18 protein-coding genes are annotated in these 23,472 nt (G+C 70.5%); 8 read left to right on the top strand and 10 right to left on the bottom strand.

Annotated features, from left to right (window positions below; translation table 11 throughout):
* Window positions 1–230 precede the first annotated feature (230 nt).
* Window positions 231–422 (top strand): hypothetical protein, encoded by a 192-nt coding sequence (locus ABT352_RS20925; RefSeq protein WP_350946530.1) that lies wholly within the window; start codon window positions 231–233, stop codon window positions 420–422.
* 265 nt (window positions 423–687) lie between these two features.
* Here the strand turns inward: ABT352_RS20925 and prfB are convergent, their stop codons facing one another.
* The gene (gene prfB, locus ABT352_RS20920; protein WP_350946529.1) at window positions 688–1,806 is read right to left on the bottom strand and encodes a peptide chain release factor 2; all 1,119 of its coding nucleotides are present in this window, start codon (window positions 1,804–1,806) and stop codon (window positions 688–690) included.
* Between the two features lie 65 nt (window positions 1,807–1,871).
* Between prfB and ABT352_RS20915 the strand changes: the two genes are divergently transcribed.
* A complete protein-coding gene (locus tag ABT352_RS20915; protein ID WP_350946528.1) occupies window positions 1,872–2,954 on the top strand; it encodes a DUF8094 domain-containing protein in 1,083 nt (360 codons plus the stop codon).
* Window positions 2,955–3,140: 186 nt separating this feature from the next.
* Here the strand turns inward: ABT352_RS20915 and ABT352_RS20910 are convergent, their stop codons facing one another.
* The 3 genes from ABT352_RS20910 to ABT352_RS20900 form a co-directional block, all read right to left on the bottom strand.
* Window positions 3,141–8,021, bottom strand: a complete 4,881-nt coding sequence (locus ABT352_RS20910; RefSeq protein ID WP_350946527.1) for an NAD-glutamate dehydrogenase — start codon at window positions 8,019–8,021, stop codon at window positions 3,141–3,143.
* 561 nt (window positions 8,022–8,582) lie between these two features.
* On the bottom strand, window positions 8,583–8,786 hold the full coding sequence (locus ABT352_RS20905) for a zf-HC2 domain-containing protein (protein ID WP_350946526.1): 204 nt from the start codon (window positions 8,784–8,786) through the stop codon (window positions 8,583–8,585).
* Window positions 8,786–9,325 carry a sigma-70 family RNA polymerase sigma factor gene (locus ABT352_RS20900; RefSeq protein WP_350946525.1) on the bottom strand — a complete coding sequence of 180 codons (540 nt, stop codon included), beginning with the start codon at window positions 9,323–9,325 and terminating at the stop codon, window positions 8,786–8,788. Before ABT352_RS20900 ends, ABT352_RS20905 begins: the two co-directional genes overlap by 1 nt.
* A 159-nt stretch (window positions 9,326–9,484) precedes the next feature.
* On the opposite strand from ABT352_RS20900, the gene ABT352_RS20895 reads away from it, so the two are divergent.
* The 6 genes from ABT352_RS20895 (at window position 9,485) to ABT352_RS20870 (ending at window position 15,858) form a co-directional block, all read left to right on the top strand.
* Window positions 9,485–9,616 (top strand): hypothetical protein, encoded by a 132-nt coding sequence (locus tag ABT352_RS20895; protein WP_350946524.1) that lies wholly within the window; start codon window positions 9,485–9,487, stop codon window positions 9,614–9,616.
* A gap of 15 nt (window positions 9,617–9,631) precedes the next feature.
* Entirely contained in the window at window positions 9,632–10,303 is a 672-nt protein-coding gene (locus ABT352_RS20890) for a DUF4142 domain-containing protein (RefSeq protein WP_350946523.1), read from the top strand.
* 5 nt (window positions 10,304–10,308) lie between these two features.
* The gene (locus ABT352_RS20885) at window positions 10,309–11,799 is read left to right on the top strand and encodes a DUF1996 domain-containing protein (RefSeq protein ID WP_350946619.1); all 1,491 of its coding nucleotides are present in this window, start codon (window positions 10,309–10,311) and stop codon (window positions 11,797–11,799) included.
* Window positions 11,800–11,943: 144 nt separating this feature from the next.
* Window positions 11,944–12,807 (top strand): ferric reductase-like transmembrane domain-containing protein, encoded by an 864-nt coding sequence (locus tag ABT352_RS20880; RefSeq protein WP_350946522.1) that lies wholly within the window; start codon window positions 11,944–11,946, stop codon window positions 12,805–12,807.
* A complete protein-coding gene (locus ABT352_RS20875) occupies window positions 12,804–14,261 on the top strand; it encodes an NADH-ubiquinone oxidoreductase-F iron-sulfur binding region domain-containing protein (protein WP_350946521.1) in 1,458 nt (485 codons plus the stop codon). Before ABT352_RS20880 ends, ABT352_RS20875 begins: the two co-directional genes overlap by 4 nt.
* Window positions 14,262–14,337: 76 nt before the next feature.
* Complete coding sequence (locus tag ABT352_RS20870; protein WP_350946520.1) at window positions 14,338–15,858, top strand: FAD-binding oxidoreductase; 1,521 nt, start codon at window positions 14,338–14,340, stop codon at window positions 15,856–15,858.
* A 311-nt stretch (window positions 15,859–16,169) separates the two neighbouring features.
* Here the strand turns inward: ABT352_RS20870 and ABT352_RS20865 are convergent, their stop codons facing one another.
* From ABT352_RS20865 to ABT352_RS20840, 6 genes are all read right to left on the bottom strand, one after another.
* Window positions 16,170–18,149 (bottom strand): acetoacetate--CoA ligase, encoded by a 1,980-nt coding sequence (locus tag ABT352_RS20865; RefSeq protein ID WP_350946519.1) that lies wholly within the window; start codon window positions 18,147–18,149, stop codon window positions 16,170–16,172.
* Between the two features lie 259 nt (window positions 18,150–18,408).
* Window positions 18,409–19,143: an HAD family hydrolase gene (locus tag ABT352_RS20860; protein ID WP_350946618.1), complete on the bottom strand. Its 735-nt coding sequence runs from the start codon at window positions 19,141–19,143 to the stop codon at window positions 18,409–18,411.
* Between the two features lie 187 nt (window positions 19,144–19,330).
* On the bottom strand, window positions 19,331–19,960 hold the full coding sequence (locus ABT352_RS20855; RefSeq protein WP_350946518.1) for an HAD family hydrolase: 630 nt from the start codon (window positions 19,958–19,960) through the stop codon (window positions 19,331–19,333).
* Window positions 19,961–20,319: 359 nt separating this feature from the next.
* Window positions 20,320–20,826 carry a DUF6912 family protein gene (locus ABT352_RS20850; RefSeq protein WP_350946617.1) on the bottom strand — a complete coding sequence of 169 codons (507 nt, stop codon included), beginning with the start codon at window positions 20,824–20,826 and terminating at the stop codon, window positions 20,320–20,322.
* 189 nt (window positions 20,827–21,015) lie between these two features.
* A complete protein-coding gene (locus tag ABT352_RS20845) occupies window positions 21,016–21,660 on the bottom strand; it encodes an HAD family hydrolase (RefSeq protein ID WP_350946517.1) in 645 nt (214 codons plus the stop codon).
* 712 nt (window positions 21,661–22,372) lie between these two features.
* Window positions 22,373–23,449 (bottom strand): hypothetical protein, encoded by a 1,077-nt coding sequence (locus tag ABT352_RS20840; RefSeq protein ID WP_350946516.1) that lies wholly within the window; start codon window positions 23,447–23,449, stop codon window positions 22,373–22,375.
* Window positions 23,450–23,472: the final 23 nt, after the last annotated feature.

Below are 23,472 nucleotides of genomic sequence, written 5' to 3'. Positions count from 1 at the left end.
CATCACGGCATGCCAGTCTAGGGGTTAGGACGGTCGCAGGAGTGGCAGAGGGCCACTTCCGCCTCTCGCCGGCCGGGGGGCGCCGGTCTTTGCTCTCGATCGACGTTCCGGTTGGCCGGAGCCCAGTCTAGGGGGAAGACTGACATGGAAAGCCCATAACGGAAACAAAACGATTCGGCGCCCGGTAACGACCGCATAAAGTAGTTCTGACCTCGACGAGGGAGGACATCATGAGCTGTGAAGACCTGGTCTGCGCGGGGTGCGCCCACCCCGTGGCCGAAGGCCGCTGCCCCCGCTGCCGCGCGTATCGCGAGCGGATGCACCAGCACACCTTCGGGGGGATGACCCCCGCACTCCTGTCGCTGGCGCTGATCGCGCTCTTCTTCCTCACCCTGGCCCTGAAGCACCTCAGCGGCGCCTGACACGCCCTTTCGAGGCGGTTGTTCCCGTCTCGCACGGAAAACCCGCCTCACGGGCGCTCAGCGGCGCCCGTGAGTGAGGACTCCGACATGCCCGGGGCCGGAACACGGTCTTTCCGCCGACTCCCGGCTCACCGGGAGTTCCCGCGGGCATTCATCCTTCGGAAACGAGGGCCCCGGATGTCGGCGAGCAGCCGTTCCCGCTCGTCCATTCCCCGGGACGAGGGTTCCGCCCGTGTCCGGCTCCCAGGGACGGGAGAAGGACGTCCTAGTCGTCGGCGCCCGACTCCTGGCGGCGGGTCCAGCGGATCTCGGCCTCGATGAAGCCGTCCAGGTCGCCGTCGAGCACCCCGCCCGGGTTGCCGTCCTCGGCGCCCGTCCGCAGGTCCTTCACGATCTGGTACGGGTGGAGCACGTAGTTACGGATCTGGGTGCCCCACGACGTGGTCGACTCGCCCCGGATCTCGTTCAGCGCCGCCTTCTCCTCCTGGCGCTTGCGCTCCAGCAGCTTGGCCTGCAGGACCGCCATCGCGGTCGCCTTGTTCTGCAGCTGCGAGCGCTCGTTCTGACAGGAGACCACGATGCCCGTGGGCAGGTGGGTGAGGCGGACCGCGGAGTCGGTCGTGTTGACGCCCTGGCCGCCGGGACCCGAGGAGCGGTAGACGTCGACGCGCAGGTCGTCCTCGTTGATGTCGATGTGGTCGGTCGTCTCGACGACCGGCACCACGTCGACGCCCGCGAACGAGGTCTGCCTGCGCCCCTGGTTGTCGAACGGGCTGATGCGGACCAGCCGGTGGGTGCCGTGCTCGCCGCGTAGCGTGCCGTACGCGTAGGGGGCCTTGACGGTGAAGGTCGTCGACTTGATGCCCGCCTCCTCCGCGTAGGAGGTCTCGTAGATGTCGGTCGGGTAGCCCTTGCGCTCGGCCCACCGTAGGTACATCCGCTGGAGCATCTGGGCCCAGTCGGCCGCGTCCACACCGCCCGCCTGTGACTGGATCGTGACGACCGCCTCGCGGGCGTCGTACTCCCCGGACAGGAGGGTGCGGACCTCCAGGGCGCCGATGTCGCCCCGCAGGGACTCCAGCTCGCGGTCGGCCTCCTCCCGCGTGTCGTCGTCTCCCTCGTCGGCGGCGAGTTCGTACAGGACGGAGAGGTCGTCCAGCCGCTGCTCCAGCGACTCGATCCTGTTGATCTCGCCCTGGAGATAGGAGAGCCTGCTGGTGACCTTCTGCGCGCGTTCCTGGTCGTTCCACAGGTCGGGGGCGGCGGCCTGATCCTCCAGCTCCTCGATCTGCTTGCGCATCGCGCCAAGGTCGAGCACGTCCTGGATGCTGTTCAGCGTCCCGGTAAGCTCGTTGATCTGTTCTGCCGGATCGATGAGTGCCACGTCTGTAAAGGGTACGCGACCTCCGAACCCCATCGTGTACGGCAGGCTCCCCCACCATGGCTAGCATGGCCCGCATCGGGGAGTATCGGGAGGTGTACGTGCGCGAAAACGGGCGACGGGGTGTGCTCGCACTCGCGCTGGCGTTGATCACCGCGACCGCGGCGTGTTCGGGTTCCGGCGACGGCCGGCCCGAGCGGAGCCCTTCGGCCGACGCCGTCACGCCGACCGCCCGCCCCACGGCCACCCCCTCGCCGCCCCCGGTCACGCTCGCCGAGGCGAAGAGGGCTCTCGCGGGCGTCGTGGGCGCCGACGGGGTGCTGGGAGCGGCGACGCCGCACCTGGACGCCGACCGCAGGCTCATGCTGGAGCAGACCCGCGACGGGCAGGAGGCCCTCACCATCGCGGCCTTCAGCGGCTCCGCCGAGGACATTCCCCACTACACGTGGGGCACTCCCCGGCTGCTCGTCCCGCGCAACCAGCAGGGTCCGCTCTGGTTCGCCGCGTTCGTGGACCGCGAGGAGTCCTCGGGCGAGGTGCGCACCGCCGTGCTCACCCTGATGCGGCAGGGCGGTGAGGACTGGCGGGTCAGCTCGACCTCCCTGCTCGACGAGGGCGTCCGGCCCCCGGAGGTCGTCACGGACACCGAGGGGTACGCGACGGCGCTGGGCGAGGAGGACGCGACGGTGGCGATCAGCCCGCGCCTGATGGCCCCGCTGCACGCGACCTCGGCGGAGGAGGGCGAGCGGGGGTTCGCGACGGGGCTGATCGAGGAGGGCCCGCACACCACGGGGCTCGCCGACGAGATCACCAGGAGGCGCGCGGAGGAGAAGAACAACTGCCTGGGCTACGACTCGATCTTCGCGGCGAGCGACTACCCGGTTCACGCGCTGCGCACCGCCGACGGGGGCGCTCTCGTCCTGTACTCCCTCATCAGGACGACGACACGGTCGATCAAGGTCACCCCGTGCGGGTCGGACACCCGTATCCCACCCGAGGCCAGGAAGCTGACGAAGGAGCGGTTCATCCTCAAGGAGCTGCGCACGGTGGAGACGCAGCTGTACGTGAGCACGGTCCCGGCCAAGGACAGCGGCCACGCGGCCAAGGTGATCGGCTATCTCGGCGGTCTCACCAAGGTCATCGTGAGCTAGGTTCCCCCTCCCGCGCGAGCCGTGCGAGGTTCACCGAGTTCGTACGGAGCCCGCGGGCCCGGACCGGCCGCGCACCGGCCCGTGCCGCGGGAAACCGGACCCGTCATACCGGGCGACGCGCCTACCGTGTGGCGCGCCGCCCGACCGGACCCCGATGAAAGGAGGCCCGGCCGGGCGTCGGGCGGGTCAGGCGCCGGTGTGCGGGAGGTTGATGGTGGCCACCAGCGTGCGGATCGCGCGCAGTGCCACCGAGAGGGTCGCGAGGTCGAAGTTGTCGCTCTCCCAGATCTCCGACAGGGTCTGCCGCGCCCGCGAGACCGCCGCCGAGTTCGCCTCGGTCCAGCGTGCCAGCCGCTCCTCCGGCGACAGTCCGGGGGTGCTGTGCGTCAGGACGCCGTGGGTGAGCGCGGCGTGCGCGGCGTAGAGGTCGTCACGGAGTGCGGCCCGCGCCATGGAGTTCCAGCGGCTGTCCCTGGGCAGCGCGACGACGCGCTCGCGCAGCCTGGAGAGCTGGAGCCGGTCGGCGAGGTCGAAGTAGACCTCGGCGACGTCGTGCACGGGACGGCCGGTGCGTGCGGCCACCTCGACCAGGTCGAACGTGGAGTAGGCGGGCACCATCGCCGCGACGCGCTCGGCCAGCTCGGCCGGGACGCCCCGGGAGACGAAGCCGTCGCGCCGCTCCTCGAACGCGGACAGGTCGACCCCGGTCAGCAGCTTGGGCAGGTGCGGCAGCAGGCCGTTCATCCCCTTGGCGAAGAAGCCGACGGTGGAGGCGAGGTCCAGCGGCGGGCGCCGGTTGCCCAGCAACCAGCGGGTACCCCGCTCGACGAGCTTGCGGGCCTCCAGCTCCATCGCGATCTGGGTGGGGGTGTCGACCTTGTTGTCCAGCTCCTCGATCTGGCGCCAGAGGTTGGGCATGTCGAAGACCTCGCGCGTGACCAGGTAGGCGCGGGCGATGTCGGGGGTGGACGCGCCGCTCTCCTCGCCGATGCGGAACAGGAAGGTGGTCCCGCTGGAGTTGACCAGGTCGTTCACCACCCCGGTGGTGATGATCTCCCTGCGCAGCGGGTGGGTGTCCATGTAGGTGCGGATCCGGGCGTCGCGCAGCGCGGAGGGGAAGTAGGACACCAGCCAGGAGGCGAGGTAGGGGTCGTCGGGCAGGTCGGAGGCGAGGATCTCGGCGTCGGTCACCAGCTTGGTGTAGGCGAGCAGCACGGAGAACTCCGGCGCGGTCAGCCCGAGCCTGGCCTGACGCCGCTCGGCGAGCATCTTGTCCGACGGCAGGAACTCCAGCTCCCGGTTGAGCAGCCCGGCCCGCTCCAGCCTGCGCAGCTGACGCGAGTGGACGTGCAGCATGTCGGGGGCCTGCTCGCGGGCGGCGGCGAGCACCACGTTCTGGTCGTAGTTGTCGCGCAGGACGAGCTCGGCCACCTCGTCGGTCATGTCGAGGAAGAGCTGGTTACGCTGTTTGTCGGTGAGCTCCCCGTCGCGGACGGCCCGGTCCAGCAGGATCTTGATGTTGACCTCGTGGTCGGAGGTGTCCACCCCGGCGGAGTTGTCGATGAAGTCGGTGTTGACCAGGCCGCCGTTGAGCGCGAACTCTATCCGGGCGAGCTGGGTGAAGCCCAGGTTGCCGCCCTCGCCGATCACCTTGCAGCGCAGTTCGCCGGCGGTGACCCGCAGGCCGTCGTTGGCCTTGTCGCCGACGTCGGCGTTGGACTCGCTCGACGCCCTGACGTAGGTGCCGATGCCGCCGTTCCACAGCAGGTCGACCGGGGCCCGCAGGATGGCGCTGATCAGGTCGGCCGGGGCGAGCGACGTCACGTCGGCGTCGATGCCGAGCGCGGCGCGCGTCTGCGCGGAGACGGGGATCGACTTGGCCGTGCGGGGCCAGACGCCGCCTCCCGCGGAGATGAGCGAGGCGTCGTAGTCCTCCCAGGAACTGCGGGGCAGCGCGAAGAGCCGGGCGCGCTCGGCGTAGCTCACCGCGACGTCGGGCCGGGGGTCGACGAAGATGTGCCGGTGGTCGAACGCGGCGACCAGCCGGATGTGCCGGGAGAGCAGCATGCCGTTGCCGAACACGTCACCGGACATGTCGCCGATTCCGGCGACGGTGAAGTCGGTGTTCTGGATGTCGACGCCGGTCGTGCGGAAGTGGTACTTGACCGACTCCCAGGCGCCCCTCGCGGTGATGCCCATCGCCTTGTGGTCGTAGCCGATCGAGCCGCCGGAGGCGAAGGCGTCGCCCAGCCAGAAGCCGTACTCCTTGGCCACCGCGTTGGCGATGTCGGAGAACGTCGCGGTGCCCTTGTCGGCGGCGACCACCAGGTAGGTGTCGTCGCCGTCGTGCCTGACGACGTCGGCGGGCGGGACCACCTCGCCGTCGACGAGGTTGTCGGTGAGGTCGAGCAGGCCGGAGATGAACATCCGGTAGCAGGCGATGCCCTCGACCAGGGTGTCCTCCCGCGACCCCGACTTCGGCGGATTTTTCACGACGAAGCCACCCTTGGAGCCGGTGGGGACGATGACGGTGTTTTTCACCATCTGCGCCTTCACCAGCCCGAGCACCTCCGTACGGAAGTCCTCCATCCGGTCCGACCAGCGCAGCCCGCCCCGCGCGACCTTGCCGAAGCGCAGGTGCACGCCCTCGACCCTGGGCGAGTAGACGAACACCTCGTACGCGGGCCGGGGCAGCGGCAGCACGCTGATCGACGGCGAGTCGAGCTTCAGGCTGATGTACGGCTTGCGCTCGCCGTCGACCCGCTGGAAGTAGTTGGTCCGCAGGGTGGCCCCGATCATCTCCAGGTAGGCCCGCAGGATCCGGTCCTCGTCCAGCGAGGCCACGTCGTCCAGGGCCGCGAGGATCTCCTCGCGCAGCGCCTCGGACAGGTCGGAGCGGACCTCGGCCGGGCGCCGCGGGTTCAGCCTCGCCTCGAACAGGCGCACCAGCAGCCGGGCGAGCCGCACGTTGCCCGTCAGCACCCGCTCGATGTACTCCTGGCTGAACGCGGTGCCCGCCTGGCGCAGATACCTGGCGTACACGCGCAGGATCTCGACCTGCTCCCAGGTGAGCCCGGCGGCCAGGACGAGGCCGTTGAACCCGTCGTTCTCCACCCGCCCTGCCCATAATGCGCCGAACGCGTCCTGGAAGAGCCGCTTGAACTCATCCCTGTCGACCTCGGGCGAGGGCGTGTAGCGCAGGCCGAAGTCGTAGATCCAGGCGTCCTTGGTCGCCGGATCCCCGTCGCGGTCGACCTCGTACGGCCGTTCGTCGACCACCTCCACGCCCATCCGCTGGAGCAGCGGCAGCACGTGCGAGAGGTAGACCGGCGCGCCGAGGCGGTAGAGCTTGAAGCGGCGCTCGCCCTCCGTCGCGTCGTGCGGCTCGTAGAGGTTCATCTCGATCTCGTCCGAGGAGGCGGCGAGATCCTCCAGGCGGCGCAGGTCGGCGACCGCCATCCGGGCCGGGAAGTCGGCCTTGTAGCCCTCGGGGAACGCCTGGACGTAGCGGCGGACGAGCTTGGAAACCTCGCCCTCGGGGCACAGCTCGGTGATCGCGGAGGCCAGGTCGTCCTCCCAGGACCTGGTGGCCGCGGCGAGCCTCGCCTCCAGCTCCTCGACGTTCACCGTGTCGACGCGCAGCGGCCTGCCACGCTCACCGCGCACGACCACGTGCAGCCTGGCGAGTGCCGACTCTCCGATCATCGCGCTGTAGTCGAAGGTGGTGGCGCCGAGCGTCCTGAGCAGGATGTCCTGCAGCTTGATACGGATCTTGGTGGTGTAGCGGTCGCGCGGCAGGTAGACCAGGCACGAGACGTAGCGGCCGTAGTCGTCCGGACGCAGGAAGACCTTGACCTGTTTGCGCTCGCGGAGCCTGAGCACGCCGAGGGCGATCGGCAGCAGCTGATCCACCGAGGTCTGGAAGAGCTCGTCCCTGGGGAAGGTCTCCAGGATCTCGATGAGATCCTTGCCGTCGTGGCTGTCGGCGGTCAGCCCGGCGAGCACGAGCACCTCGGCCAGCTTGCGCCGGAGCACCGGGACGCGCGAGATCGACTCGCTGTAGGCCACGTGGGTGAAGAGGCCGAGGAAACGCCGCTCGCCGACGACCTCGCCCGAGGCGTCGAAGAGCTTGACGCCCACGTAGTCGAGGTAGGCGGAGCGGTGGACGGTGGCGCGGCTGTTGGCCTTGGTGACGATCAGCATCTGCTGCTTCTCGCGGGCCTTGGCGCGCAGGTCGGGCGGGAGCGCGGCGAAGCTGCCCGAGTCGGCGCTGTCGCCGCGGAGGATGCCCAGCCCCGTCCCGGGGATCGGGTGCAGCCTGTCGCCCTCCTCGCCCTCCTCCAGGCGGTACTCGCGGTAGCCGAGGAAGGTGAAGTGCCCGTCGGCGAGCCAGCGCAGCAGCTCCAGGCTGTCCTCCACCCCCGCAGGGTCGAGGGGCGGCGGGTTGACGGAGACGTCCTCGGCGGTCCGCAGGGCGAGCGCCCGCATCTTGGCGAAGTCCTCGACGGCGCCGCGCACGTCCTCCAGGACGCGCTGCAGGTCGGTCTCGATCGCCTTGAGCGCGGCCTCGTCGTTCTGCCTGTCGATCTCGAAGTGCATCCAGGACTCGGCGAGCACCTGCCCGGTGACGTCCTCCTCGTCGCGGCCGAGCAGCTTGCCCGTCATGTCCCTGCGCACGCGCATCTGCGGGTGGACGATCAGGTGGGTGCCGACGCCGTGCCGGTTGAGCTCCATGGTCACCGAGTCGACGAGGAAGGGCATGTCGTCGGTGACGATCTCCACGACGGAGAACCCGCGGGCCCAGCCCTGCTCCTCGGAGGTGGGGGTGTAGGCGCGCACCAGGGCGCGGCCCTGGGGGCGTTGCTCGGCGAGCCGCCGCTGGACCATCGCCGGGCCGTACACGTCGACCAGGTCGCGGCCGAGCAGGTCCTCGGGGGCGACATGCCGGTAGTAGAGCCGTAGGAAGGCGAGCGCCTCCTCCACGCTCACGTGATCACTGCCCGGTGTGCGCGCGCATGTCTCCGCGGCACTCCTCAGCAGCTCGTCCTTGGCCTCGTCGAGCGGCATGTCGCTCTCACTCCTTTGTGAGGGGTTCTGCATGGTTGGGTGAGACTCCAGGATGGAATCTCATAAGCTCCGCGGAAATGGTGCCCGGCGGAGAGAAAGTGATGTCGCCCGCGCCCTCGGGGATGTGGTGCCCTCGCCCTGCCGCCCGTTTCCGGCCACATTCAGCTCCCCGGCAGCGGGGGCACGAAACGCCCACCACGGGGTGATCGTCTCTTGTTGGGTGATCGGGATCGCGGCCAGGCGCCACGGCTCGTCATGGGAACCGCGGTCTCTCGCCGCTGCCAACGGGGAACGGAAGGGCTCCTGGTCGGAGACGGCGGGTTCTCCCCACGAGGTGGCGGTGGGGCAATCATTCCACAGGGTCACCTCGGAAGGGCTACGGCGCAGCCGGGCGAGTCTGGCCTCGCCCCGGACGCCTCGCCCGGCGATCGGGGTCGACCGACCCGCGCTCCGCCCATCGGGCATGGCCCGCGGCACGACACCTCCAGTGGCCGTCTGTCCCGATCCTCGTTGACCGGGACGTACCACCGTTCCTGATATCACCCCAAAAGCAGCTAAACGTCAATGTGGCGTGCGGTCATCGTCCACGACATTGGAGCGGTCCCGCTTCACCGCATCGAGAAATCCGGGAACCTCGCCGAGTTCCCGGAGCTCGACCTGGCACTCCTCGCAGGCCATGAGATGGCGTTGGAACGTCTCGTGATCCTCTTCGTCGAGCACCCCGAGCGCGTACGCCGCCACGTCATGATGCGGGGAGGGCAACATCAGCTCGCGACACCTCTCTCCTTCAAGACCTTTCGGAGAGCCCGGATCCCGTAGTAGAGCCGGGACTTGACCGTACCCGGCGGTATCCCGAGGATTTCCGCCGCCTCGTTAATCGTACGGTCCCGCAGGTAAGTGTGCTCGATGACTTCACGGTGTTCTGGGGACAGTTCTCGCAGCGCCTCGGCGACGACCATCGCCTCCAGCGCGCGATCGGCCCCGTCGGGAACGGGCACGGCGTTCGCGTCGGCGGGTTCGACCTCCTGTGGTCGGGTGCCTCGTCTACGGCGCCCGTCGATGACGATACGACGGGCGACGGTCAGGAGCCAGGCCCACAGAAGGCCGGGCTCTCGTTGCAACCTCCCTGCGTTACGCCAGGCACGGACGAGCGTCTCCTGGACGACGTCCTCTGCCCACTGCAGATCGTTACCGGTGGCCTTACGCACATGGCGGAGCAGGGGTACACCGAACTCTCGGTACAGATCTTCTACCAGGAGGACATCGGTGTCCGCGCTCTCGAACCGACTGTCGAGTTGACGCACGGGCACATCTTTACACCTTCGTTATCCGTCCCGTCTGCATCTCTGGCAACTCCAGTCATTTCTAACTATCTCATCACTTCTGCTGAACCACCCCGGGCAGTGCCGCGTACCTCCCACCAAGTGCGCCCGCATCGGCGGGCCCCGGGGAAAGGAAACGACATGGCGGTGCGGCACATCCCGTGGCCGGTCGGAACTGTCCTCCTCCTCACGCACCCGGCCCCTCACGGGCCGGGCGGCACGTTCGTCACCGCGCCGGGCGCCGAGAAGGCCCCGGTGGCGGCCGGTATCTGAGAGCGGGGCCGGGCCATGTTCAGATCACTGTTCCGCCGCTTCAAGAACGGCGAACCCCTGCTGTTCGGGGTCTTCATCGCGGTCGCCGCCGTGGCGGTCGTCCTGATCACCCCTCCCGGCGGCGGTGCACTGGCCGATCAGAGCTGGGTCCAGACCCCTCAGGGCCCCCTGGGTCCGGCCGATCGCGACCTGCTGGTCAAGGTCCGCCTGGCCGGGCTCTGGGAGATTCCCAGCGGCCAGCAGGCCCAGCAGCGGGCGGCGAGCAAACGGGTGAAGGAGGTCGGCATGCACCTGATGACCGACCACCTCAAGCTCGACGAGGAGGTCCGCGCCCTCGCGGCCAAACTGAACGTGCCGCTGCCCGACCAGGCCAACGCCGACCAGCAGTCCTGGATGGCGCAGCTGACGGCGGTGAAGGCGGGCGCCGAGTACGACCTCCTGTTCGCCCGGCTGCTGCGGCAGGCCCACGGAAAGGTCTTCGGGGTGGTCGCCGGCGTACGAGCCGGCACCCGCAACGACCTGGTCAGGACATTCGCCCAGCGGGCGGTCGAGGTGGTCATGAAGCACATGACCCTGCTGGAGAGCACCGGGCTGGTCGACTACTCGGACCTGCCCGAGCCTCCGATGCCCGCACCGCCGCCGCCCGCCTCCGCTCTCGACACACCTGTGAGGAGAGAAATCGCTTGAAGATCATGAAACGCTCGATGGCCTCCCTGTCGGCGCTGGTACTGGCCGCCGGCACGCTCACCACCGTCACGTTCACGGTGGCGGTCACGACCCCCGCCTACGGTGATCACTGCGACCCCGCCGAGCAACAGAACCAGAACCGGCAGAACCAGCGAAGTCAGCAGGACCAGGGGCAGCAGAACCAGAATCAGAACCAACAGGATCAGGGCCAGAACCAGAACCAGCCCGCGCAGGACGCCCCTCCGCAGGACCAGCCGGCCCAGGACCAACTTCCACAGGACGCTCCCCCCCAGGACCAGCCCGCTCAAGACCAGCCGGCCCAGAACCAGCCCGCTCAGGATCAGCTCCCTCAGGACCAGCCCGCCGACGCGCCTCCCGCGGGCGGAAGCCTCATCCCGGCCTCCCCCACCGACCCCGCCACCCCCGACGAGTTCGCCGACCAGGAGGCACAGACCCTGGGCGGCGACGGTAACGACGGCAGCGACGCCAATGCCCGCCGCCGGCCGAACCAGGCGCCCACGCAGAACCCCGCCGACACTCCGCCGACCGACGCCCCGCCCGCCGACCCGCCCGCGAACCCGGCACCCGGTGAGACCTCCGCTCCCCCGCCCGGCGGTGAGGAGGCCGAGTGCGCCGACCTCGGGCCGTTCCCCGAGGACTTCATCGACATCCGGCGAGTCCCGCGCAACTTCCAGGACGTCCGGACCCGGCGCGGCGGCTCCGGCGGCGTCTTCACCTCCCAGTGCGGCACGAACAGGAACGGCCACCACAACTCCGACAACTTCATCGTGGCCCCCGGCGTGTCCAACGGCGCCCACCACATCCACGACTACGTCGGCAACCTGTCGACCGACGCCTTCTCCACGGACCAGTCACTGGCCGCCGCGGGCACCACGTGCGCGTTCAACGACCGCTCGACCTACTTCTGGCCGGTCCTTCGCGACCGTACGAGCGACGCCAACGCGAACGACCCGGACGGCAACGTCGGCACCATCATGCGGGCCCGCCAGGTGAGCCTGCAGTTCCGCGGGAACCCGGTCTCCAGGGTGAGCCCGATGCCGCGCTTCATCAGGATGCTCACCGGCGACGCCAAGGCCGCCACCAACGGCGGCGCGAACGCCCTCGCCAAGTGGACCTGCACCGGGTTCACCAACCGGATCACCACCAAGTATCCGCTCTGCCCGCGCGGCAGCCTGCTCGTCCGGATCCTGGACTTCCCCAGCTGCTGGGACGGCCAGAACAACGACAGCGCCAACCACCGCACGCACGTGGTGTTCCCCGACGCGAACGGCGCCTGCCCGTCCGGCACCAGGGCGATCCCACAGCTGCGGATGAGCCTGTTCTACGCCACACCGCGCACCGCGTCCTTCGCGCTGGACGCCTTCCCCGAGCAACGGCACAACCCCGTCACCGACCACGCCGACTTCGCCAACGTGATGCCCGACCGGCTGATGAGGTTCGCGGTCGACTGCATCAACAGGAACCGTCGCTGCTGACGGAACCCCTCCCGGGACCGCCGCTCCCCGTCTCCGCGCCTCTTCCACACCCCGCGGAAACGGGGGGCGGCATCTCGCGATATCAGAGTCCATCCCCCTCGGACGCAGCCGTCGTCCGAGCCGCTTCGCAGACAGGAGCAACAGGTGGGTAACAGACGGACTCCGAGGCACACCCGGTCCGAGGCCGGGATCAGCCTCGACCAGAGGCCCGCCAGGATCGGCCTCGGTGTCACGATCACGGTCTCCGTGGTCGGCCTCCTGATGCTCGGGCGTACGGCGCCCGGCATGGAGGTGGCCGCCGCCGTCCGCGGCGTCTTCTCGTTCTTCTCCGGCGTGATCGCCCTCGTGTCGCTCACCGTGACCGTGGCGCTCGGCCTGCTCTCCGCCGACCGGATCGTGCTGCCCGTCCTGGGCAGGATCCGGTCGCAGCTCGCCCACCGGGCCACCGCCATGGCCGGCATGGGCTTCCTCGCCATCCACGTCACGATGAAGATCATCGAAAGCAGGACGTCTCTCCCCTCCGTCGTGATCCCGCTCTCGGCGAGCGGCCAGGGCCTGTACGTCGGCTTCGGCGCCATCGCCTCCGACCTGATGATCCTCGTCTTCCTCACCGGGGTGGCCCGTGCCAGGTTCGCGGAGAACAGCAGGCCGTGGCTCTGGCGCATGCTGCACGGCTCCGCCTACCTGGCGTGGCCGATGGCGGTCCTGCACGGGCTGACCGCGGGCCGCGCGCCCGCCGAGTGGGTGACCTGGAGCTACGTGGTCTGCCTGGTCGCGGTGGGAGCCGCCCTGCTGATCCGGGTGATCTCCGAACTGCAGCCCAAGCCGATCTTCGTACCCGAGGAGGCGCCGGTGGCGGTGCCCGCCGCGGTGCCGGTCGCAGCGCCGGTCGGGATGGAGACGACCTCGCCCACCAGCCTGACCCCGCCCACGAGCATCGTCGGCCGCATCCCGCGCATCGTCCGTGAGGAGCAGCCGGAGCTTCGCCGTATCGGAGATGTCGGATGATTCCCTACCGTGTCCCACCCGTTCGCCGGCTGGGGCCGGCCAGGCTGACCGCCGGACTCGACGACTGCCGCAGGATGGACCTCGCGGAACACCGCGACATGCACGGCACCGCGCCGAGCATGTCCGGTGAGGAGCTCGCGGCGCTCGCCGACGAGGTGGACATGCGCGGGCGCGGCGGGGCCGCGTTCCCCTTCGCCCGCAAGGTCCGCGCGGTGATGGACAAGAAGGCCGACAAGATCGTCCTGGTCAACGCGGCCGAGGGCGAGCCCGCGAGCAGCAAGGACACGATGCTGCTCACCAGGACCCCCCACCTGGTCATCGAGGGCGCGCTCCTCGCGGCGGACGCGATCGGCGCCAAACAGGTCGTGATCGCGACCGTCGAGGGCGGCATGGGCCAGTCGTCCGTGGCAGCCGCGGTCGAGGAGCGGGGCATCAGTGACCGGGTCCGGGTGGTCGGCATCGTCGAGAGGTTCATCTCCGGCGAGGGCGGCGCCCTGGTCCGTTCGGTGAACGGCCAGGTCGGCGAGCCGCCCGGCCGCAAGGTACGGGCCGTGGAGAGCGGCGTGAACGGGCTGCCCACCCTGCTGTCCAACGCCGAGACGTACGCCCAGCTCGCGGTCCTCGCCACCCTGGGCGCGGAACGGTACGCCGACGTCGGCACGGCACGCGAGCCGGGGACGGTCCTGCTCACCGTGGGCGGCTCGGCCAAGGCCCCCGCCGTGGTCGAGGTCGCGACCGGCACCCCGCTGTACGCGGTCCTGGACGCCTGCCAGGCCTCGACCGGCGACGGGGTGCTGGTCGGCGGCTACCACGGCGCGTGGCTGCACGCGGACGCCGCGGCCGTGGCGACCGTCTCCCGTCAGGGCATCGCGGAGGCGGGCGGCCAGCTCGGCGCCGGGATCATCGTGCCGCTCGGCGGGGAGACCTGCCCGCTGGGCGAGACGGTCAGGGTCGCGAGATACCTCGCCGCCCAGTCGTCGGGGCAGTGCGGCCCCTGCCGCCTCGGCCTCCCGGACGTCGCGCAGTCGATGGCCGAGCTCGTGAACGGGTCCGCCTCCGCCCTGGACGAGTTGCGGAGCAGGTCCGCGAGCGTGAAGGGCAGGGGAGCGTGCTTCCACCCCGACGGAACGTCCAGGTTCGTACTGTCGGCGCTGGACGCCTTCCCCGAGGACATCGAGGAGCACCTGCTGCGCGGCGGCTGCGGGCGCCCGGTGCACGGTGTGCTCCCCCTGCCCCCGCAGGAGAACGAGCCGGAGGTGAAGCTCACCGTGGACTGGACCCGCTGCCAGGGCCACAGCCTGTGCGCTCAACTCGCCCCCGACCTCGTCCACCTCGACGAGCACGGCTACCCGGTGTTCAGCCGCGACACCGTACCCGCCCAGTTCCGGCGGATGGCCCGCAGGGCCGTCGAGATGTGCCCGGCCCTCGCACTGCGCGTGGTTCAGGGGACGTGATGCGAACGTGATCAACCTGAAGGGCGGTGTGGCCGTCCTTATCAGGCAGGTGACACCGAATCTCGGGAGTAAGAACATGCCGACCCCCCCGGACAGGCGGGCATTCCTTCGAACCGGCGGCCTCGCCGCCCTCACGCTGGGCGCTCAGGGCTTATCCCCCCTGGGCGCCGTCGGCATGAACGGCGCCCAGGCCGACACCACCGCCAAGGGCGCCGCGGGCGCGCCACGGCCCGCCGACTGGCGGGCGCTCGCCGAAGGGCTGGACGGCAAGCTCATCCGGCCCGGCGACGCCGCGTACCCCGGCGCCAGGAAGCTGTTCAACCCCACCTTCGACGCGATCCGGCCCGCGGGGGTGGCCCTCTGCGCCAACCCCTCCGACGTCGCCGAGTGCGTCGGCTTCGCGCGCCGGTTGAAACTGCCGCTCGCCGTACGCTCCGGCGGCCACTCCTACGCGGGCTGGTCCACCGGGAACGGTCTCGTCCTCGACGTGTCCCGGATGAACAAGGTCGCCCACTCCTCGGGGCGCGCGACCGTCGGGGCGGGCGCCAAGCTGATCGACCTCTACGACAAGCTGGCCGCGAGCGGGGTCAGCGTCCCCGCGGGCACCTGCGCGACGGTCGGGGTGAGCGGGCTGACCCTGGGCGGCGGCATCGGCGTGGTCTCCAGGAAGTACGGGCTGACCTGCGACGTGATGGAGTCGGTCCAGATCGTCACGGCCGACGGACGGCTGCTGACCTGCGACGCGAACCACAACGCCGACCTGTACTGGGCCTCGCGGGGCGGCGGCGGGGGCAACCTCGGCGTGGCGGTCTCCTTCGAGTTCCGCACCCACCCCACCCGTGAGGTCACGGTGTTCTTCCTGCACTGGCCGTGGTCGAAGGCGGTGAAGGCCCTGCGCGCCTGGCAGGCGTGGGCTCCCTCGGCTCCCGACGCCATGTGGTCGGGGATGCACCTGAGCCGCAACGGCGGGACGGACGTGGAGGTCGTCGGGCTCTACCTCGGCGGCAAGGCCGGCTGCGAACGGCTGCTCGACCGGCTCGCCGACGCGGCCGGGTCGCCGTCGTCGAGTTCCGTCACCCAGACCTCCTACCGCCGGGCGATGCTCATCATGGCGGGCTGCGCCTCGCGTTCGGTCGCCGAGTGCCGCCTGCCCGCCACCCTGCCCGGACAGGCCCGGGGCGGGCGGCTGTCCAGGGGCAACTTCACCGCCAGGTCGCACATGGCCTACCGCCCGCTCTCCGAGGCCGGGGCCAAGGCCCTCGTCGCCCAGGTCGCCCGCCCCGGCGAGCACACCGTGCTGCTGGACGCCCTCGGCGGCGCCGTCGCCAGGGTCCGCCCCGACGCCACGGCCTTCCCGCACCGGACCGCCCTCTACAGCGTGCAGTACTACGCCCACCGCCTCGGCGCGAAGGTCTGGACCAGGACCGCGCGCGCGGCGATGCGACCCCACTTCGGCGACCACGCGTACGTCAACTACGTCGACCCTGAGCTCGGCGGCTGGCGCGCCGCCTACTACGGGGGCAACGCCACCAGGCTCGCCCAGGTCAAGGCCGCCCGTGACCCGGGCCGCCTGTTCCGCCTTCCCCAGGGGATCTGACCCCCGAAGGCCGCGTGACACCGCTCCCGAGCGGCGGCCGCCGTCGTGCGACGCCGCTCCCCGGCAGGCCGGTGCCGCGCGACACCGCTTCCCGGGAGCCAGAGCGGCGTGACGCCGCTCCTCGGGAGGCCAGAGCGGCATGACGCCGCTCCTCGGGAGGCCAGAGCGGCATGACGCCGCTCCCGAGGGACGGCCGGTGCCGGGTGACACCGCTCCCGGGAGGTCGGTGCCGCGTGGCACCGGTCCCCGAACGGTCGACGCCGCGTGGCTCCGGGGGCGGTCGGCGCCGCGTGCCCGCGGTTCCTGGGAGGTCAGTGCCGGGTGACGTCGGCTCCCGGTACGAAGTGGGACAGGACCTCGGGGTTGGCCATCGCGTCGAGGTTGGCGGCCTTTTCCGGGGCGGCACCGAGGAGGATCTTACGGATGGGGACCTCCAGCTTCTTGCCGCTGAGAGTACGGGGGATGCCGGGAACCTCGATGATCTCGTTCGGCACGTGGCGCGGTGAGAGACCTTCCCTCAGCTCCCTGCGCAGGCGCCCGACCAGATCGTCGTCCAGGGGTGCCCCCTCGGCCATGGTGACGTACAGCAGCAGGCGACCCTCCTGACCGAGCCGGCCGGTGTCGATCACCAGGCTGTCGGTGATCTCCTCGAAGCGCTCCACCACGCGGTAGAACTCGCTGGTGCCCATCCGGACACCGCCCCGGTTCAGGGTCGAGTCGGAGCGGCCGTAGATCACGCAGCCGCCATCGGGAAGGATCTTGATCCAGTCGCCGTGCCGCCAGACGCCCGGATACTCGGAGAAGTAGCTGTCGCGGTAGCGGGACCCGTCGGGGTCGTTCCAGAACATCACCGGCATCGACGGCATCGGCAAAGTCAGCACCAGCTCGCCCACCTCGCCGACCACCGACGCGCCCGACGGGTCGAAGGACTCGACCCTCGCCCCCAGGCAGCGGCACGGGATCACCCCCGCACGGACCGGGAGCAGCGGTACGGCGCCCACGAAACCGGTACACACGTCGGTGCCGCCGGAGAACGAGCCGAGCTGGACCTCCGGCATCACGTCGTGCACCCAGGCGAACCCCTCGGGCGGCAGCGGCGAGCCGGTGGAGCCGAGGCCACGCAGCCGGTCGAGACCGGACGGCTCCAGGCCGGCCTTCATGGACGCGATCACGTACGGAGCCCCCGTACCGAAGTAGGTGACCCCCTCCTCGGCGGCGAGCCGCCAGAGCGCGCCGGTCTCCGGGTAGGTCGCCGCCCCGTCGTAGAGCACCACGGCCGAGCCGACCAGCAGGCCGCCGACGAGGTAGTTCCACATCATCCAGCCGGTCGTGGTGTACCAGAAGAAGACGTCGCCCTCGCCCAGGTCCTGGTGGAAGGAGAGCGCCTTGAGGTGCTCGAGCACCACGCCGCCGTGACCGTGCACGATCGGCTTGGGCAACCCGGTGGTGCCCGAGGAGTAGACGATCCAGAGCGGGTGCCCGAACGGCACCGGCTCGAAGTCGAGCGGTCCCGCGACGGCGCGTACCTCCGCCCAGCCCACCGTACGGACGCCGTCACCGGTCACGGCCGCCTGCTGTGCCGTACCGGAGGTGTCGGCGCCGAACGCGTCCTGGGCCGGGACGCGCACCCGCGCCACCAGGGTCGGCAGCTTGGCGGCGATGTCCTGGACGACCGCGCTCCGGTCGAAGCGCCTGCCGTTGTAGTCGTAGCCGTCCACCGCGACGAGCACCTTCGGCTCGATCTGGGTGAAACGGTCGATCACGCTGGGCGCGCCGAAGTCGGGCGAGCAGGAGGACCAGACGGCGCCCAGGGAGACGGTCGCGAGGAAGGCGATCAGCGCCTCGGGGACGTTCGGCAGGTAGGCCGCCACCCGGTCACCGCGCCCGACACCCAGCGCGGCGAGCCCCGTACGGACCCGCGCCACCTCCTCGGCGAGTTCTCCCAGGGTGAGCGCCCGGCGCCCGCCCGCCTCGTCGCGGGAGACCACCGCGAGCCGCCCGGGGTCGGACGCGGCCCCGCGCAGCGCGTTCGCCGCGTAGTTCAGCGTCGACCCGGCGAACCACTCGGTGCCGGGCATCTCCCCCGACATGACGGGCCCGTCGCCGCGCTCCCCCACCACCCCGAAGTAGTCCCAGATCGACGTCCAGAACTCCTCGGGCGCGTCGACCGACCACCGCCACAGGGACTCGTAGTCACCGGACCGGCCCAGCCATTCCGCGTAGCGGGTGACCTTGGCGTTTCTCACGATCTCCGGGGACGGCTCCCAGAGCGGCGCACCTTCCTCAACCATGACTCCATCCTCTCGGTGCCCCACCCGAATGTCATCCCCCGGGACCACACACCCTCCGGCCCCCCGGTGTGGGACGCACACGTACGGACCTTCCGAAGGGAACGAGCGGCATCGGGCCGGGGACATGGATCGCCGCCGGGCATGTGGGGCCGACCGGTGACGAAGGACAGCGACGGACAGCGAAAGACAGCGCCGGACAGCGCCGGACTCCGCGCGATTCGCCCCCGTACGGTCGTTGGCCGCCGCAGGGGGCCGGAGGTCAGCGGTCCGCGGGGAAGTGGCCGGCGCGCCGGGCCGGAGAGGTGAGACCGGCGACGGCGGCGACGACCTCGGAGGGGTTGGAGAGGTCGGGCAGGACCACGTCGGCTCCCGCCTCGTGCAGTTCGGCGGGGAGGGAACGCCCCGAGGCGATCCCGATCATCGCGGCCCCGGCGATCCTGGCGGCCTGGACATCCCTGGCCGAGTCGCCGACCAGCACCGTGTTGCGCCCGTCGAAGGTCGCCCCGTACTTCCGCTTGGCGCGTCCCTGCGCGACCTGCAGGAGGGTCGCCTTGGGATAGACCTCCTCGCCGTAACCGCCGATCTCGAAATCGATGTGCCTGTCGAGGCCGAACGCGGTCAGCTTGTGCGCCGCGTTGCTCTTGATCGTGCCGGTGAGCACCGACTGGACCACGCCGTCGAGCCTCGCCACGGCCTTCAGTGCGTCGCGGGCGCCGGACATCATCCTGCCCTCCTTGGCCAGGCGCCTGCGCCGGGCTCCGAAGGAGTCGGCGAGCGCGTCGAGGAACCGGGGGAGGTGGTCGTCCTCGGCGACGATCCCGTTGATGGCGAGCATCTCGAACACGATCTCCGAGTCGGGACGCCCGTTGGCCTGGGTCAGTTTGACCAGGGGCCTTCCGGTGACGGCGCGGAACGCCTCCGCGTATGCCTCACGGGTGACGATCGACACGTCGACCAGCGTGAGGTCGATGTTCCAGAGAACGAGGCGGTTGATCGGGGGCCTCCCGGAATGGGGGTGGATGCCCAGGGTAAGGCCCCGGGCGTACGGTGACCGCCTTCGATACCGAAAGGATCCGTTCGCCGGTTCTCGCGAGGTCGTGTCAGCGCCCTCAGCGCCCGTGTCAGTGTCCGTGTCCGTGTCAGTGTCCGTGTTGGTGCCCGTGTTGGTGCCCTCAGTGCCCTCAGGCGTGGTCGAGCGCGTTCTCCAGGGTGTCGACGACCGGGACGCCGAAGGCCATCAGATCGGCCCGGCTGGTCATGCCACCGGTGTAGAGGACCGCGCGTGCCCCGACGTGCTGGGCGGCGTGCGCGTCGTCCAGGCTGTCGCCGATGACGAGGACATCGGCCGGGTCGACGCCGAGGGCGGTGAGGTGGGCCACCATGGATTCGGCCTTGTGCCCGCCTGGGACACCGCGCAGGCCGTCGATCCGGGTGAAGTGGTGATCGATCCCGAACTCCGCGATCTTGGGAACCAGCCGTTCGTGCGCCCACATGGACAGCAGAGACTGCTTGCCCCCCGCGCGCTCCCAGCTCCGCAGGGTGGAGAGGGCGTCGGCGGCGAGCCCGCACTCCAGCATCAGCCGGTGGTAGTTCTCGTGGAAGCCGAGGTCGAGCCTCTCCCACTCGCCGTCCTCAAGGGCACGACCGAGCATGCGCTCGTAGGCGGTCCAGATCGGGCGCGTGTAGACCGCGCGGAAGCTGTCGGCATCGTAGGAACGCCCGTAGGGCTCGAACACCGCGTTCGTCGCACCGACGACGGCGTCGATGTCGTGAAACAGCGTGCCGTTCCAATCCCAAACAATGTGTCTCATATTGCCCTCCAGGATAGCGAAATTTCCCGTCGGATCGGCGCCGCGGCAGGGTATACGGCCCTATCGGCGCCCCGGTCCGAGGCCCGGTCCGAGGTGCTCACGACAGGGCCGGCCGAGGGAATCCCCTCCGCGCTCGGCCCTCGGGAGGAGAGGACACGAGACTCCGGACGCCACGCTGCCGGACCGGTCTCGCGCCACCAGGTCCGGCACGACATCCATCAGTGATCAAGGCCCCTGACCACCGGCGAGGGCACGGTCCGGCCTCAGGACCCGAACATCGGTCCAGCCGAAGAGGGTGCTCACCCACCGGCGGCTGTCAGGCACCGGGTCTGCCCGATCAGCCGACCCGGTGGCTCCCATCAGCCGACCAGGTCGGGAATCTCCTGGGTGGCGTACCACAGGAGTTCGTTCGCCTCGGCGCCGTCCACGGTGAAGCGGGCGTCGTCGTCCCCGCGATCGGCCGCGGGCAGCGCGGCGAGAGCGGCCTCGACATCCTTCACCGCGGGCAGGTCGTCCACGTGGACCGCGGCGACCAGCTTCAGCGGGACCGCCGCGGCGAGCCGCACCCGGGCACGCTCCTCCAGGTCGGTGCTCGCGCTCACGTCACCCTCCGGCACGTCGACGGCGACGACCACCCGCCGCGCGGCGACCTCCAGCCCGTCGGCGCGGTCGGCGGCGAGCATCCGCAGGGAATGCCTGGCCGCCTCGGTCAGGGCGACGTACTCGAGTTCCTCGGTGTCACCCGAGGCGTACCACTCGGTCAACGCGGGGGTCACCGCGTAGCCGGTCAGCGGGGCCGGACCCAACTCCCCCACGGCGGCCACGCGGGCCAGCGCCGGAAGCGTACACGGCAGGTAGACGCGCATCCATGCCTCGATCTGTCTCTCCGACATCGGCACCGTTCGGCGCCGATTCACGCATCGAGTGTGCCAGCATCGGCGCCCCCCGGTGATACCACCCGCGCGGAGCGGCACGATCCGACGGCGGCGACCCGCACCCGGGCATCGGGCATCGGGCATCGGGCATCGGGCACGGTGAGAGGTGAGCGGGACAGGTCAGCGCAGCGAGACCTGGAACAGGGTCTCCAACTCGGCGATGGTCAGCTCGGGGTCGCGGTGGTGCACGCCGACGATGCCGAGCCGCCTGGCGGCCTCGATGTTGGCCTTGACGTCGTCGACGAAAACGCACTCCTCCCCGGCCAGGCCGATCCTGCCGAGCGCGTGCTCGAAGATCCTGGGCTCGGGCTTGCGCATGCCGATCTCCCCCGAGATGACGACCTCGTCGAAGAAGTCGTCCCAGCCCTCACGGGGATACTCGTTCGCCCAGGAGTTGGAGAGCAGGCAGGTGCGCAGCCCCGCCGCGCGCGCCTCACGGAGCATCTCGTACATCGGCTCGACCCGGTGGAAGCGGGAGAACATCCTGTTCAGCAACCCCTCGGCGGCCGGTGGCACGCCGTCCGTCGTGATCAGTCTGGCCGCCAGGTCACGTTCGAAGTCCAGGCCGGAGATCTCTCCGCGCTCCAGGGCGTGGATGGTGTTCTCGCCGTTCTCCGTGTTCTCGTACGCGTGGACGATGAGTTCACGCATCACCTCGCGGTAGTGGGCCTCGTCGAGTCTCTCCGCGACGATCCACTCGGCGACCGCCTCGGTGAGATCGACGGTGAGCACACCGCCCCAGTCGATCAGCACGCCCTTCAGCATTTCTCCTCCTTGCCGGAACGGCTTCCAGATTAGGCGCGGACCGGTGGACACGAGCGGCCGCCTCTGTCGAGGTCGCCGCTCCGAGGACGGCGCGCGAGGCCGTCGACCGCGCCGTCCGGGTCCGTGGTGGCAGGGATCGTCCGACGACGTCTCGCTCTCGGCGGTGTACGGGTGGGTCCGCGCGACGCGCGTCTTCGGCGATCCGCCCGTGGTTCACGAACCGTGGCCTGCCGCGAGCTCGGGTCGCATACCTCCTAAAACATCCCTAAACAGACAGGACTCGACCCGACGGCCCGGAGATTCCTCCCCTAACATCCGATTCAACGACCGTTACGCGTTTCACGGTCTCAATACGAGGAAGATTACGAGAATGGCACTCAGGCCATATAACCGCACGTAGAAGGCATGATCGACCTCCTGCGGGCTCCATTTGCAGCTTCCCTCGGTTCCCATGAGGAGGGATCATGGCAGTAGCTCAGGCGAGCCGGTCGCGCGCCCGTACGGCACAGCGACCGACCACATCCGCGCCGTCCACCACGCATGCCCAGGCAGGCAGGAAACAGGACGGCAAATCGTTAACGCTCAAACTTCCGATGATGACCGTGCAGCTGCGGCCTCCGCATGTTCACTTGCCGCATGTCAGCAGGCAGGAGGCGGGACAGGCCGTGGACACGGCCAAGTCCTTCCTCCCGCCGGCCGAGCGCATCGCCTACTACGGAGGGCTCGGCGCGCTCGCGGTGGCTGGATTGCTCGAATGGCCGGTAGCGGCGGCCATCGGGGTCGGAACGCTGATCGCGCAACGTGCACGCAGGAAGAACGGGTCGTCGAGCCCGGTCTCCAGACCTTCGACATCCGCTGCCTCGCCCGGCGGCGCCACGTCCCCGACGACGAGGGCGACATCCCGGACCCGGACCACCGGTTCCACATCCCGTTCTCGCACGGGAGGCACCACGTCCCGGACACGGGCCGGCACGTCCACCTCACGTTCACGGACCGCGAAGCCCACGGCACGGACCACGCCCTCCCGTACGGCGGCGTCCGCGTCACGCACCGCCTCCAAGACCGCGAGCACCGTCTCCCGAGCCGCGGGCACCGCCGCGTCGCGCACCGCGAGCGCCGCGTCCCGGGCAGCCGGTACCGCGACCCGCGCGGCGGGCACCGCCGCCTCACGCGCGACCCGCACCGCCTCACGCGCGGCGGGCGCCGCCTCACGCGCGGCGGGCACCGCGTCCCGGGCCACGAGCCCCACCTCACGGACCCGCACCACCGCGAGCCGTACAGGGGGCGCCGCCTCACGGGCCACGAAACCCACATCCCGTGCGAAGAGCACCACCTCACGCGCGGCGGGCGCCGCGACCCGCGCGACCGGCGCCGCCGCCTCACGGGCGACCGGCGCCGCCTCACGCGCGGCGGGCGCCGCGTCCAGGGCGGCCGCCTCGGCCTCCCGGACCACGAGCCCCACCTCACGGACCCGCACCACCGCAAGCCGCACGGGAAGCACCACCTCACGAACCACGAGCGGCGCTTCCCGGGCCGGCACGTCCACCGCACGCTCGCGGACCGCGAAGCCCGCGGCACGGACCACCAAGCCCGCGGCACGGGCCACGAAACCCGCGTCGCGGACCACCAAGCCGGCGTCGCGGACCACGAAGTCCACGTCGCGACGGGCCGCGACGCCCACTTCGCGGGCTCGCGCGTCGGCGTCCACCTCTCGCACCGCGAGCTCCGCGTCCCGGGCGACGCCGTCCGCCTCTCGCTCGAAGGGGTCGACCTCCGGGAAGTCGTCCAAGTAGTCGCAGCGATGGGGCCGAT

Origin of the sequence: Streptosporangium sp. NPDC000563, from assembly GCF_040299985.1 — a bacterium.
In the GTDB taxonomy this organism is placed as follows: domain Bacteria; phylum Actinomycetota; class Actinomycetes; order Streptosporangiales; family Streptosporangiaceae; genus Streptosporangium.
The sequence above is the reverse complement of the archived record's forward strand: the minus strand, read 5'-3'. Positions and strand labels throughout refer to the sequence as shown.